This is a genomic window from Paraburkholderia terrae, from assembly GCF_002902925.1.
Taxonomy (GTDB): Bacteria; Pseudomonadota; Gammaproteobacteria; order Burkholderiales; family Burkholderiaceae; genus Paraburkholderia; species Paraburkholderia terrae.
The window spans coordinates 189327-201659 of the sequence record NZ_CP026113.1 but is presented as its reverse complement, the minus strand read 5'-3'; the positions used below and the strand labels follow the sequence as shown (position 1 = coordinate 201659).

General features: G+C 62.7%; 13 protein-coding genes. 4 read left to right on the top strand and 9 right to left on the bottom strand.

The genetic code is table 11. The annotated features are described in order from the left end of the window. Positions 1 to 28 precede the first annotated feature (28 nt). The 3 genes from C2L65_RS30660 to C2L65_RS30650 form a co-directional block, all read right to left on the bottom strand. Complete coding sequence (locus tag C2L65_RS30660) at positions 29 to 706, bottom strand: alpha/beta hydrolase (protein WP_042306582.1); 678 nt, start codon at positions 704 to 706, stop codon at positions 29 to 31. 396 nt (positions 707 to 1102) lie between these two features. Beyond that, entirely contained in the window at positions 1103 to 1942 is an 840-nt protein-coding gene (locus C2L65_RS30655) for an alpha/beta fold hydrolase (protein ID WP_208647226.1), read from the bottom strand. Positions 1943 to 1945: 3 nt separating this feature from the next. After that, positions 1946 to 2479, bottom strand: a complete 534-nt coding sequence (locus tag C2L65_RS30650; protein ID WP_042306580.1) for a 2,4'-dihydroxyacetophenone dioxygenase family protein — start codon at positions 2477 to 2479, stop codon at positions 1946 to 1948. 257 nt (positions 2480 to 2736) lie between these two features. Here C2L65_RS30650 and C2L65_RS30645 point away from each other — a divergent pair, with 257 nt between their 5' ends. After that, on the top strand, positions 2737 to 3360 hold the full coding sequence (locus tag C2L65_RS30645; protein WP_042306579.1) for a TetR/AcrR family transcriptional regulator: 624 nt from the start codon (positions 2737 to 2739) through the stop codon (positions 3358 to 3360). Between the two features lie 82 nt (positions 3361 to 3442). Further along, positions 3443 to 4165: an SDR family oxidoreductase gene (locus tag C2L65_RS30640; RefSeq protein WP_042306578.1), complete on the top strand. Its 723-nt coding sequence runs from the start codon at positions 3443 to 3445 to the stop codon at positions 4163 to 4165. A 19-nt stretch (positions 4166 to 4184) separates the two neighbouring features. Here the strand turns inward: C2L65_RS30640 and C2L65_RS30635 are convergent, their stop codons facing one another. Continuing rightward, on the bottom strand, positions 4185 to 5324 hold the full coding sequence (locus tag C2L65_RS30635; protein ID WP_042306577.1) for an FUSC family protein: 1140 nt from the start codon (positions 5322 to 5324) through the stop codon (positions 4185 to 4187). Between the two features lie 343 nt (positions 5325 to 5667). On the opposite strand from C2L65_RS30635, the gene C2L65_RS30630 reads away from it, so the two are divergent. Then, the gene (locus C2L65_RS30630) at positions 5668 to 6471 is read left to right on the top strand and encodes an SDR family NAD(P)-dependent oxidoreductase (protein ID WP_042306576.1); all 804 of its coding nucleotides are present in this window, start codon (positions 5668 to 5670) and stop codon (positions 6469 to 6471) included. Between the two features lie 105 nt (positions 6472 to 6576). On the opposite strand, the gene C2L65_RS30625 is transcribed toward C2L65_RS30630, so the two are convergent. The 3 genes from C2L65_RS30625 to C2L65_RS45705 all read right to left on the bottom strand — a co-directional run bounded on the left by C2L65_RS30625 (position 6577) and on the right by C2L65_RS45705 (position 8908). Beyond that, positions 6577 to 8109, bottom strand: coding sequence for a PAS domain-containing sensor histidine kinase (locus C2L65_RS30625; protein ID WP_042306575.1), 1533 nt, complete (start codon positions 8107 to 8109; stop codon positions 6577 to 6579). 97 nt (positions 8110 to 8206) lie between these two features. Beyond that, positions 8207 to 8671 (bottom strand): response regulator, encoded by a 465-nt coding sequence (locus C2L65_RS30620; protein ID WP_233446681.1) that lies wholly within the window; start codon positions 8669 to 8671, stop codon positions 8207 to 8209. 99 nt (positions 8672 to 8770) lie between these two features. After that, on the bottom strand, positions 8771 to 8908 hold the full coding sequence (locus C2L65_RS45705) for a hypothetical protein (RefSeq protein ID WP_156132277.1): 138 nt from the start codon (positions 8906 to 8908) through the stop codon (positions 8771 to 8773). 76 nt (positions 8909 to 8984) lie between these two features. Between C2L65_RS45705 and C2L65_RS30615 the strand changes: the two genes are divergently transcribed. Beyond that, positions 8985 to 9251 (top strand): hypothetical protein, encoded by a 267-nt coding sequence (locus C2L65_RS30615; protein WP_042306573.1) that lies wholly within the window; start codon positions 8985 to 8987, stop codon positions 9249 to 9251. A 125-nt stretch (positions 9252 to 9376) separates the two neighbouring features. Here the strand turns inward: C2L65_RS30615 and C2L65_RS30610 are convergent, their stop codons facing one another. Then, positions 9377 to 11800, bottom strand: coding sequence for a cytochrome c (locus tag C2L65_RS30610; RefSeq protein ID WP_081920863.1), 2424 nt, complete (start codon positions 11798 to 11800; stop codon positions 9377 to 9379). A 7-nt stretch (positions 11801 to 11807) separates the two neighbouring features. After that, on the bottom strand, positions 11808 to 12311 hold the full coding sequence (locus tag C2L65_RS30605) for a (2Fe-2S)-binding protein (protein ID WP_042306572.1): 504 nt from the start codon (positions 12309 to 12311) through the stop codon (positions 11808 to 11810). Positions 12312 to 12333: the final 22 nt, after the last annotated feature.

The window sequence follows — 12333 nt, the reverse complement described above, 5'->3', positions numbered from 1 at the left end:
GCGACGCGGGGTGACGGCAGCGCGCCAGCTAGCTGAGAAAGAATTCGATCGCCATGCTTGTGATGGCAGGCTGGATCGCATGCAGTCCGTTGAATTCGATGTATTGCACGTCGTAGCCCGCGGCTTTCAGCTTGGCTGCGTTCGCTCGGCCGCTGGTTTCGATAGGCAGTTGCTCGTCGGCCAGGCCGTGCGCGATGAAAACCTTGGGAGCGCCTTCCTGTGTGAAGACCGACATGAAGCCGCCAGAGAACGCAATCACATGACTCGCGATATCGCCGTTCGTGATGCCGACCGACAGCGCGTAGCTTGCGCCGTCCGAGAAGCCGGCGAAGGCGAGACGGTTATGGTCGATCTGGTAGCGGGACGTGACTTCGACGAGCGCTCGATCGAGCCGCTCAAGGTCGGGGCCGCTGCCGCCGATCACGATGTCCCAGGTTGCGTATGTTGAATGCGGCGCGAGGACGAGAAACTTGTCGCGCTCGGCGTGCTCTTCGATGAAGGGGAGAACCTTCTCTGGAAAGCCGCCTGCGCCATGGAACATCACGAATAGAGGTACGGGTTCGCGCGTGTCGAGGTCGGACGGGACGAACAGGATGGCGTCGCGGTCACCGGCAATGCCGAGCCGGTTGCGGCCCGGCGGTAATGGACCTTTGGCCGCGTCGGCGGGAATGAAGGACAGGCGGCCAAGCAGCGACGGATCGAACATGGGGGAACCCGGATTGGCGCGCGTGGCGCGCATGCATGAGTATTCCTGCCAGTTGCGGCTACGAGCCGGGTAGGCGGTTTAGGCGCTGGTGATGATGCGAGCGGCAGAGTCTGTGGTGTGTTGATATGTAATATATCATGAAGGTGGGCGCATTGTGGCGTTTCATTACGAATCGCGCTTGATAACGCGTGCGACGCACCTGTTCTCGATTTCAAACGCCATGAAATACATGCGCGCGGCGCACGAAGCCCGGCACGCAAGTCTCGACTACGATGCGCAGTCGTATGTCACTTCTCTTTGGATGACAGCTATGCAGGTCCAGCACGGGAATACCACCCGCATCGACATCCTGAACAAGTGCAAGCGTATCCAACACTTGCACTTGCATCACAACTATCAAGCAAAGAACTCAATCATTGCCTGCGCCACCGCCGAAGCATCGTTTTCCATCGGAATATGTCCGGCCTTTGGAATTCTCACCAGCCTGGAGTACGGAATCTGTGAGACAAAGTACGCCGCATTTTCAACCTGCTGGAACGTATCGTCTTCACCCCATATCAGCAACTTCGGTGTCTGCGAAACGCGCAACTGAGGCACCAGCGCAGTCGTATAGCGACTGTACGCGGCCCCCGCCAGCGCAAGCCACGAACGCGCCACCCGCGCGTCTTGCCAGGGATCGAGGTATTCGCTAATTTCGTCCTCCCCTGCCGGACGGCCAAGCGCGGTGATCACTGATTTGCGGCGCGCGGCAAGGATATCTTCATGCGTCGTCGCGGCTGCTACGGCAGGATCCCTAAACCGGGCGACGCCCGGCACGGGCCATGAGTCGAACATCACCGCATTGACGAGCGCGAGCTTCTCGACGCGAATTTTCTCGTCCACGAGAATGTGCTGCGCAACGCCACCGCCAATATCGTGTCCCGCAATAAGGATTGGCTCGTCGATACGAAGCGCCCTCAGGAATTCGACGACCCAATCGGCGAGGGCGGGAATCGAGGCCTGCTCAACCGTCAGTTCACCGCCCGAACGGCCGAGTCCGGGAAAATCAACTGCAATCGCCCGAAAACCGGCACGCGCAAGATCGTCCATCACGGGCTGCCAGACGCGGCTCCAGTATGTACCGTGAAGCATGAGTATCACGGGACCGCTTTCACCGGCGGCAAGGTAGCTGGTCTGGGTGCCCGCCACATCGACCGTCAATCGTTTCATTTCAATCACTCCTTTCTGCGCATTCATTGATTAGCGGATCAAGCGCTTCACATAGTCCGCGCCGAGGCCAATCGATTCGTAGTGCTTGCGCGCCGCGTCGATCTTCGTGAACACGTCTTCGTAGCCGACCGCGACGCCTTCTGGATCGACATACGTGTAACCGCCCGTCACATGGAACCAGGTGATCATTTCCGTGACATCTTCGGGCACGTACAGCGTGTGTGTTTCCCCCGCCGGTTCATGCGCGTAGCTGCCCTGTTCGGCGACCCATTCATGCTCGAGGTAGTACCAGCGCCCTTTGAGAACGAGCGCGTGCACAGGCCCCGTGTGACGATGACGCGACAGCACGCCTGACTGACGCACGCGCAGCAGGTTCACGTAATAGCCCTGACTGGCGTTCAGCAGCAGCGGCTTGAATGAAACCGTGGATGTGGTGGGCACCCACAGGTTGTCGTCCTTCAGATACGTGTCGAGCACGCCCAGATGGACAAGGTCCGCGGCCATGTCCTGCGGCTGCGGGAGTTGGTAGGGGATTGCATTTTCGTCGGGTTTTCGTGGGTTCATTTCAGTTGTGCCTCTGCTCTGTACGGTTGCGTAGGCGCTGCCTGCACCAGGCCGGAATGACCTCGCTGGCTGCGGCCTCGTGGGAATATTGACATCTAAGTCAATCTTGACACGCGTGATAAGAATAGCCGGAATTTCGAACATGCGCACGCAAGTGTTTTGTCACATGTATGCCCTCGCTTGCGTTTTGTATCACTCGATATATAATGCGCCAGATCCACGAACATCGAGACGTTCGTGCAAGCAGGAGCACAACTATGGCAAGGCCAAGAGAGTTCGATGAAGAGCGCGCGCTCGAAGCGGCGCGCGACGCGTTCTGGGAGCATGGCTACGAAGGCACGTCCACGCGCGACCTGGTGAAATACACCGGCCTGACGCAGCCCAGTCTTTACAACGCGTTCGGCGACAAACGCGCGCTGTTTCGCCGTGCGCTCGAACATTACCTCGATCACACATTGAGAAGCCGGCTAGCAAGGCTGGAAGATGAATTCGCGCCCGCTCTCGCCGTCACTGCCTATTTTGCCGAGATCATTCAACGCAGCGGATCGGATATCGGCCAGCGAGGCTGCATGCTGGTCAACTCCGTGCTGGAAAAAGACCAGCATGCGGACGGTTTGCAGGAAGCCATCGCGAGCGAGCTTGCTGAGATAAAGGGCTTCTTTCATCGGAGTATCGTTGCCGCGCAGAAGCGCCGCGACATTCCGAAAGACATTAGCGCCGATGACGCCTCCGCTCATCTCCTCACGCTGCTGCTAGGCATGCGCGTGCTCGCGCGCATCGGCCCAGATGTCGAATTGCTGCGCTCGGCCGTCGAAGTGTCGCTGGCTACGCTAGGTTTGCCGCGCCTACGGGAGGCGGAGAACAGCAAGCGCAGCAAATGAGTTTTTCGTCGCGCGGTGAGAAACGTTCATGCGAGAACGCCAACTGACCGTGCAAATCCACTTTGTCTTTTGAAGAAGCATCATGACCCAACGTACTTTTCTTATCACTGGCGCGAGCAAAGGCATTGGCCGCGCGCTGTCCGAACGGCTCGCCCGCGCAGGCCATCAGGTTGTCGGCATCGCACGTCGCACGGATGACCCGACCTTCCCCGGCACGCTGGTGAGCATCGATCTCGCCGATCGCGACGCCACCGACAAAGGCTTGCGTGAACTGACCTCGCGCTACGCGTTCGACGGCGTCGTCAACAACATGGGCTTCGTCAAGCTCGCACGGCTCGGGGAGATCGAACTCGACGATCTGGATCGCACGTTCAGCACGAATCTCGCGCCCGCTGTGCAAACCGCGCAGGCGTTGCTGCCGAACATGAAGGAGAAAGGCTGGGGACGCATCGTCAATCTGTCGAGCCTGGTCGTGCTGGGAGTCGCGCAGCGAAGCACGTATGCTGCCGCCAAGAGCGCGATGATCAGCTTCACGCGCACATGGGCGCTCGAGCTTGCCGACTCCGGCATCACCGTCAATTCCGTGGCACCTGGACCGACCGAAACCGAGATGTTCCGTGAGAACACCCCTGTCGGCAGCGAAGCTGAGAAGCGTTTTCTGTCGCTAGTGCCGATGAAGCGCCTCGGCAAGCCGGACGAACTCGCGGCGAGCGTGGAGTTCTTCCTTTCCGAGCCGGCAGGATTCATCACCGGACAGACGCTGTATGTCGATGGTGGCGCATCGATTGGCAAGGCGTCGATCTGACGCGCAGCCGATCCACCCGCTATTTCGCGCGCTCATTCGCCCGGTTTTTCGCCCACACGGCGCAGCCCGCCGTCACCAGAAGCAGCACGACGGCGAGCGCGACATTCCCCGCCGCAACACCCGCCAGCCGATGATAGGCAACGGCGACATCGTCGCTCAGCCACACGCGGTCGTGAACGAACGTCAGGATGACGACCGCGCCGAACTGCGTGCCGACATAGCTGATGTCCGAATGTCCAAAGCGCAGATAGCACGAGAGCCACACGAACACGCACACGGCTAACAGGCAATATACGATGCAGCCAGCCGTCAGCGGCAGCACGACGAACACCACCACGCAACCCAATGCGCAACCCAGCAGCCGATGGCACATCCTCTGCACGACGCCGTAAGGCGACCACGTGCCCTGGGCATCGACGGGAACCATCAGAACGACGAGTGCCGTCGTCATCGCCTGCGGGAATCCCTCGATGGGATAACGCCATGCCAGATACGCGAGCACCGACAGCGTGATGGTGCCGATCATCGTATGCGGCACGCGGCCAAGTGTGCGGTCGGTCAACGCGTGTGCAATGGCGGGGCGCGGTGCTTCGGCAGTTGGCACGCGCGCGTCTCGCAACGACATGAGGGCCGCGCCCAGCAGGGTCACGCCCAGATAGGCCGCCGTGCCGATCAGAGCGTTGATCCACAGCGCCTCGGCAACGCCTCGCAAGTCGGTGTCCGGCTCGGCGTGGGTGGTCGTCACGATGAAAATGGCGAGCGCAGTAGAAAGAATCCACATGTACCCCGCCGATCGCTTCGTCGCGAGATACAGTCCGGCCGCGGATAGAAGCGCCATCAGCATCACGAATTGCGTAACGTCGTCGGCCGCGAAGCGCGACAGCAGCAGGCCGATGACGGTCCCGCCGAACGTGCCGATGATCTGCTGCACGCCGAGATCGAGCGCGGCGCCCAGCGCGAGACCCGTCAGCGAAAACGCGCAAATGGCGGCCCACCAGATTTCCGGCAGGCCGACATAGCGGCTTGCGCACACGGCGATGAGGGTCGCGAGCACCGCCTCCGTGCAAGGCCGCATCCGCGCGACGAACGTGCGCCGCGAAAGCTCCGCCCGGAACGCGCCGAGCGTATTGCGCAAAGCGAGCAGGAACGTGTCGTACATGATGTCGGACGGGCGTCGTTCGCGAGCGAGGGTTCATGCATGGTACGACATCGTCGGCGGTCCATTGCAAGCCTTCTGTTAGCCCGATGCAGACACGCCGGCGCGTTTCACGTCCGCACGCCGGTTTCATAAACGCACCTTCCCTGAACGGTATCCGCCGGTTTTCTCTTGACTTTATTGATTGTGATCGCCATCATTACTCGCATCACACGGACTGAACGTCGTGTTTGATGGCGACAACCGCGAGGTCTTCGGCGTGAAGCCGGGAACACAAACAAGGCCTGCGCACTTTTTGAACCCTGCCAGACAGCCGTCTGGCAGACGTCTTGATCGAGTGAACTCTATGAATAGCAATGCGGCAATCAAAGGTACTGCGGTCGTCACGGGCGCATCGGCTGGCATTGGGATGGTCTACGCAGATCGTCTCGCTGCGCAAGGCTACGACCTGATTCTGGTGGCAAGGCGCGCCGAGCGCCTGAATGAACTGGCGAAGCGCCTGTCGGAGCAATACGGCATTCGCGCCACGGCGCTTGTCGAAGATCTGTCGAAAGACGCTGGCGTTGCCGCCGTAGTAGGGGCAATTTCGGCAGACCCGGCCATCACGATGCTCGTCAACAACGCTGGCGTGGCAACGCTCGCGGGCTTCGCGGATACGGACTTCAGCAAACACGAAGCGATGATCGATCTCAACGTGAATGCCCTCGTCCGGCTTTGCTATGCGGTTCTTCCTCTGTTCAAGCAACGGGACAACGGGGTGCTCATCAACATCGGTTCGGTGCTCTCACTGCACACGTTGCCGATCAGCACCGTGTACAGCGGCACCAAAGCGTTTGTGACGAGTTTCACTCGCGGCCTGCAACAGGAAGTCGAAGGGACCAACGTGAAAGTGCAACTGGTCATGCCGAGCGCAACCGACACGGAGATCTGGGATATCGCGGGCGTGCCTGTCGAGAATCTGGGCAAGGAGCGCGTGATGAGCGTCGATCACCTCGTCGATGCCGCACTGGCCGGTCTTGCGAAGGGCGAAGCCGTCACGCTGCCTTCGGTGGAAGACATCCGGCTCTGGGAAGAATACGACGCGGCTCGCGAAAAGCTCTTCGAGGCCACGCAATCAGGCAAGCCCGCTTCCCGCTACAACATCCGTTAAGCGCGAGCCGTTTCAGGCACTGTTCGCAGCATCGCCGCGCGTTCGCATGCGGCGATGTCTGGACACACAGGCAAAGCAATGATCGGTGTCTCGATCAAAGGCGCGTCATGCTCTCAGCGCCTTCGCAAGATCGGCGAGCCGGTACGGCTTGTAGACAAACGGAAACTCGTTGAAAGCACCGTACTCGTCACGCAAGGTGGCGAGCGGGTAGCCCGATGTCAGCACCACCTTGACGGCCGGATACCCTGCGCGGATATGATGCGCCAGGTCCATGCCGCTCATGCCGTGGGGCATCGTGATATCCGTGAAGACGACGTCGATATCGTCGCGTTCCTTCAGAATCGCCACGGCCTCGGACGCGCTGCTCGCCACTACGACTTCATATCCGATGCTGCGGAACAGTTCCGTCGCGAGCCCCAGCACGTCCGGTTCATCTTCGACCAGTAGAACCGTTTCGACTTTCGAAGGGACAAAGGTACTCGCCGACTCCGCGGGCTGCGCCATCGGCAGATAGAGATCGATGGTCGTGCCTTCTCCTTCGACACTCGATATCACGACATCGCCGCCCGACTGGGTAATGAACCCGTAGACCTGGCTCAGCCCGAGTCCCGTGCCCTTTCCCGGTGGCTTCGTCGTAAAGAACGGCTCGAAAGCCTGTTCCAACACTCTCTGAGGCATGCCCGTTCCCGTATCGGATACGGAAATCCGTACGTAGCGGCCAGCCGCCAACACGGCCGTGACCGCTCTGTCCGATTCGACGGTAGTCGTCGCGATCGTCACAGTCCCGCCGTCAGGCATCGCGTCCACGGCGTTGACAACGAGATTGAGCAGGGTCGCCTCGAACCGCGCGGCGTCGACGAGCGCGAACACAGGATCGCCCGCCAGGCCGAGTTCGCATTTCGTCCTGTTATCGGCGCGGACTTTCACCAGCATCGGCTCGAAATCGCGGATCAGCATGTTCAGATCATGCACTTCCGGCCGCAACGGCTGCTGGCGCGCGAACGACAGCAGTTGCTGCGTGAGCGAAGCGCCGCGATCGATAGCCCGGCGCATGCCGTCGATCATCTTCATGTCGAGGTGCGTGCGCGACTGCGTGGCCAGCACCTGCAGGCCGTTGGACAGCACCGCGAGCAGGTTGTTGAAGTCGTGCGCGACGCCACCCGTGAGCCGGCCAATCGCCTCCATCTTCTGCGCCTGGAACAGCGCGACATTTGCCTTTTCCAGCGCAGCCGCCGACTGCTTGCGTTCGGTAATGTCGCGCGTGACCTTGGCAAAACCGACCAGCTCGCCGCGTTCGTCGCGAATGGCATCGACCACCACGTGCGCCCAGAAGCGGCTGCCATCTTTGCGCACGCGCCATCCCTCGCGTTCCGCACGGCCTTCCCGCGCTGCCGTCGCGAGAATCATGGCTGGCGCGCCGTTGGCTCTATCCTCGTCCGTATAGAAACACGAGAAATGCCGGCCAAGAATTTCGGCGTGGCTGTACCCTTTGATCCGCTCGGCCCCGACGTTCCAGCTCGTCACGATGCCTGTGGGCGACAGCATGTAGATCGCGTAGTCGGTGACGCCCTGTACGAGAATGCGGAATTGCTCCGCTGTCTCGCGCGCCGTATGGTGCGTCTTGTGAGTGTCGCTCATCTGGGACTATCCGGTGACGGGTTCCAATGGCCGATTTTACGCTCCCGCTGAACGATCTCTGCACGAGCGCCGACAGCGGCCACCGTCGGAGCACGGCTTATGGCCAGCAGCCGGCATCGACGGGAATCCAGCGCGATGCGGGCAGGCTCTGGCATCTCAGGACTGCGCGCACGGATGCTTTCGGGTGCGGCGGCCTCATAGCCGGCTGGTGCGCAGCGACGTGGGCGTCGAGCGTGGCCGTCAGATCCTGGATGCGCGCCGGTTTGCGGAAAAACCGCGTCCAGGATTGCGGAAGGTTTTGCGGCTCTGCCGCAGCCGACAACAGCACGATCGGCAACCCGGCATGAGCGGGCTGCTCATGCACCAGACGGCACAACTCGGCGCCGTCGATGCCGGGCATTTCGTAGTCCGTGATCATCAGCTGGAACGATTCCCGACGCAGGATATCCAGTGCGCAGTTGGCATCTCCAGCAACGCTCACGTGGTGACCGTCGCTTTCAAGCGCCAGTTGCAGCGACCAGAGGTTTTCCGCGTCGTCGTCGACCAGCAGTACATTTGCCACGGTTTGGCTCGTAGTATCGGTCATGCGGATTCGCCGCTGCCGGCGCCGCCGTTGGCGGCAGCCGGCGCATCGTTTCGGTTAGCGAGCTCTGCAGGGCACTCATTGCGCTGAAGATGCGCCCGCATCGGAAGCGTCTTTGCCTTGTGACGGCGTGTCGCTTGCTGGAAAGAAGGCACCTTCGACAGCCTCTTCGGTCTGCACATCGAACGCCCATTGCTCGACAGATTGCGTTGCCATGACTCGCTCCTTTGCACCTTGGTTACAAGCAGTCCGCAATCGATGTGCCGCAACAACTTAAAAGGAGACATTCAGCATGCAACGTGAAGACTTCGAACAGCAGTTGACGGCACTACTTCGCGACGCAGGGCCGGATACCGTCGCGGAGTTGACGGACACGGCAATTGCCTATTGGAACGGGGAGAGGCTGGTCTACGCGGATGTCAGCGCGGAAGGAACGGGCGCATTGGCAGGAGAATTCGAACTCGACGCGCGCCGGTGGACAGAATGGAAAGGCTGGCTCGCCGACTGGCTGACCGACCCCGTATTGAGCGTACGCCACGATCTGCCCGGCGCGACATAAATGACCGGCGTCGGCAAATTCGTCTGTTCAGCCCTGCGCAGAGCGGGTGCGCGGGGTGTGCTCGCTGAACGCGTGCCAACCAGCGGATCAACGATATCTGCGCATACGCCGTGCCGGACACGACATCAATGCACCGCCTCGCGCACGTGAGCGGCCGTCGCCGCAAGATCGTGCCATGCAGGCTGGCCGGGCGCATAGCGCGCACGAATATAGCCTGCCAGTTCGGCAAGTTGCTGATCGTCGAAGCTGTCCTTGAAGCCCGGCATGTAGCCCAGCCCTTCCGTGGCGGGCTGATCGATGCCGTGCATCATCACGCGCAACAGGTTCTCCGGACTCGCCTGGCTCACGCTGGTGTTCAGGCCCATCAACGGACGCACACCCAGATGGCCCACGCCGCCCGATTCGGCGTGACATACCGCGCAAGCCGCCTCGAACATGCGCCGTCCGTTCTGGAAGCCGGCCGCCGTCAGTGCATCCGCGTTCGTCCCTGCGGCGCGCTGCGCAGCCGCGTGCGCGGCGACGGCGGCATCGACGGGCGGAGAAAGCGACGCGATGTAATGCGCTATCGCGCGCACGTCCGACTCGGGCAGACTCGCAAGTCCCGCCACGACGGGCGCCATCGGTCCCGCGGCGACACCATGCTCGGCGGAAAATCCTGTGCGCAGATAGGCGAACAGCGCGTCTTCCGTCCACGGCACGGGCGCCGCTCGCGCAGCGACGAGCGCCGGCGCGTCCCAGCCTTCGGCGCTTCCGCCGCCCAGATACGCAAAGCCGCCCTTCTCCGCGCCCAGCGCATTGCGCGGCGTATGGCACGCGCCGCAATGCCCCGCGCCATCCACCAGATACTTGCCGCGATTCCATAGCGCCGACTGCTGCGCATCCGGCTGGTATTCGCGCGCGTCATGAAACAGCCAGTTCCAGCCCGCGACGAGCCGCCGCTGGTTCATCGGGAACGGCAGCTTCGTTTCGGGCGCGGCTTGCTTCACGGCAGGCTGCGACATCAGGTACGCGTATAGCGCCATCATGTCGGATTCGCTCATGCGCGCGAACGCCGTGTACGGGAACGCCGGATACAGATGCCGGCCGTCGCGTGCAATGCCCTGGCGCATCGCGCGCGTGAACGCTTCGTATGACCACGCGCCGATGCCCGTCTCGCGGTCGGGCGTGATGTTGGTCGACCAGACGGTGCCGAACGGCGTCTCCAGCGCGAGTCCGCCCGCATTGACGTGCCCGCCGGGCGTCGTGTGACACACGGCGCAGTCGCCTGCAATCGCAACCTGACGGCCGCGTTCGAGCATCGCCGCGCTCCACATCGTTGCGTCGGCACCTGCGCTTGCGGGCAACGGCGCGATCGGCGACGGCCCAGGCAGGATCGAACACGCGAGCCCGATCAAGCCACCCGCCACTCCGCCGATACCACCACCCGCCAGCCAGCGGCGCCAGCGCGACGGCCGGCGCGCCGCTGCGGGCGCTTCGAGCGCGACTGCCGGACCTGCTGCGGCGAACGCGCGGCGAATCTGTTCCGGGTCGAACGGCGGCGCACGAAAGCGCACGCCCGTCGCGTCGTAGAGCGCATTGGCTATCGCTGCGGCGACGGGCGCAGCAGCCTGCTCGATGCGTTTATCGTCCGATGCGGAGCTCGTGGCGATATTCGATACACGCTCGCTGTGCGCGTCGATCAGATCGTGCGAAACAGGTGTGTCCGCGCCCGTCGCAAAACCCGTTTCGTCGTGCGACGCGCGCGCGATCCGGCGCACGCCGGTCGCTCGCGCAATCGCTTCCTCGATCTGCCACGCGGGCAGCCCTTGCAGCGTGTCGGCATCCGGCGTTCCCGCGCCCTGGCCGGCTACGACGCGGCGCACGGCGATATCGCCCGTTGCGCGATTGACGTCGAGATCGACCACCCACGCCGACCAGCTCATCGGCTGCGGCTCGGCGCGCGTATGCACGTTGTTCGGCGAATAGTCAGGCAGTGCCGCGACGCGCGTCGTTTCTTCGAGCGCCTGGCCATCGAACGCAAAGCCGCGCCCGCGCAACCACGGCGCAGCAGGCTCTTGAGCCGCATGCGGCGCAGCGCCCCACGCCGCGCGCTCGCTCACCATACGAATGATTTCGCGCGCGCCGGCGTCGCGTGTGGCATCGAGATGATCGAGCCGCAGCGCGACGGGATCGCGCCGCGCGTCGTGCGCCACTTCGTCGATGAACGATTCGCGTGCGAACGCATGGGCTTGCGTGGGAATCGCCCGCGATGGATCGTCGACGGCAACGCTCGCATGTTCATGGCGATACAGCAACGGCGGCAGCGATGCTTGCGTGCCGGGCCCACGTGCATCGCTCGCCGCATCGCCGACGCGCGCGCGATAGTGCCACTTCGCCATCGTGCCGTCCGCCGCGACGCTCGCTTCGACAGCGAGCTGCGCATCCGCATCGATGCCGTCGGCGGGCCATGCGTACTGCGCGCGACGTCGGGCAGCGGCATCATCCTCGCCTTCCGTCAGGAACACGCGATCTTCCTTCAGCCGCAACGCCTGCGGATCGTCCTCGCTCATCGCGGCCTCATTGCCCATGTTGCTGCTGCAAATACAGCGCCGCGCGCTTCACGGCCCGCACGATCTCGAGGTGCGTGCCGCAACGGCACAGATTGAAGCGCAGCGCGTCGCGAATCGCGTCGTCGTCCGGCGATGGATTGCCTGCAAGCAGCGCCGCCGTGCTCATGATCATGCCGTTCAGACAGTATCCGCATTGCGCCGCCTGTTCGTCGATGAACGCGCGTTGCACGGGATGCAGCGCGTCGGGCGTGCCGAGTCCTTCGAGCGTCGTCACTTCGCGCGCGTGCGCCGCCGCGACGGGCACGACACACGAACGCGCGGGCTGACCATCGACGAGCACCGTACACGCGCCGCACTGGCCAAGGCCGCAGCCGTACTTCGGACCGTTCAGCTCGCAGTCGTTGCGCAGGATGTAGAGGAGCGGCGTGTCGGGCGTCGCGCCTTCGATGGTGCGCGTCTCGCCGTTCACCTTCAGCGTGAGCGGCTGCACATGGGAAGCGGAATGCAACATGGACTGACTCGTTAAGGATGTG

Bases quoted from the DNA above. Each gene is read 5' to 3' on its own strand.
- C2L65_RS30630 (WP_042306576.1), top strand. From the start codon at position 5,668: ATGAATAGCAATGCGGCAATCAAAGGTACTGCGGTCGTCACGGGCGCA.
- C2L65_RS30625 (WP_042306575.1), bottom strand. From the start codon at position 8,109: ATGAGCGACACTCACAAGACGCACCATACGGCGCGCGAGACAGCGGAG.
- C2L65_RS30655 (WP_208647226.1), bottom strand. From the start codon at position 1,942: ATGAATGCGCAGAAAGGAGTGATTGAAATGAAACGATTGACGGTCGAT.
- C2L65_RS30650 (WP_042306580.1), bottom strand. From the start codon at position 2,479: ATGAACCCACGAAAACCCGACGAAAATGCAATCCCCTACCAACTCCCG.
- C2L65_RS30635 (WP_042306577.1), bottom strand. From the start codon at position 5,324: ATGTACGACACGTTCCTGCTCGCTTTGCGCAATACGCTCGGCGCGTTC.
- C2L65_RS30610 (WP_081920863.1), bottom strand. From the start codon at position 11,800: ATGAGCGAGGACGATCCGCAGGCGTTGCGGCTGAAGGAAGATCGCGTG.
- C2L65_RS30615 (WP_042306573.1), top strand. From the start codon at position 8,985: ATGCAACGTGAAGACTTCGAACAGCAGTTGACGGCACTACTTCGCGAC.
- C2L65_RS30640 (WP_042306578.1), top strand. From the start codon at position 3,443: ATGACCCAACGTACTTTTCTTATCACTGGCGCGAGCAAAGGCATTGGC.
- C2L65_RS45705 (WP_156132277.1), bottom strand. From the start codon at position 8,908: ATGGCAACGCAATCTGTCGAGCAATGGGCGTTCGATGTGCAGACCGAA.
- C2L65_RS30660 (WP_042306582.1), bottom strand. From the start codon at position 706: ATGTTCGATCCGTCGCTGCTTGGCCGCCTGTCCTTCATTCCCGCCGAC.
- C2L65_RS30605 (WP_042306572.1), bottom strand. From the start codon at position 12,311: ATGTTGCATTCCGCTTCCCATGTGCAGCCGCTCACGCTGAAGGTGAAC.
- C2L65_RS30645 (WP_042306579.1), top strand. From the start codon at position 2,737: ATGGCAAGGCCAAGAGAGTTCGATGAAGAGCGCGCGCTCGAAGCGGCG.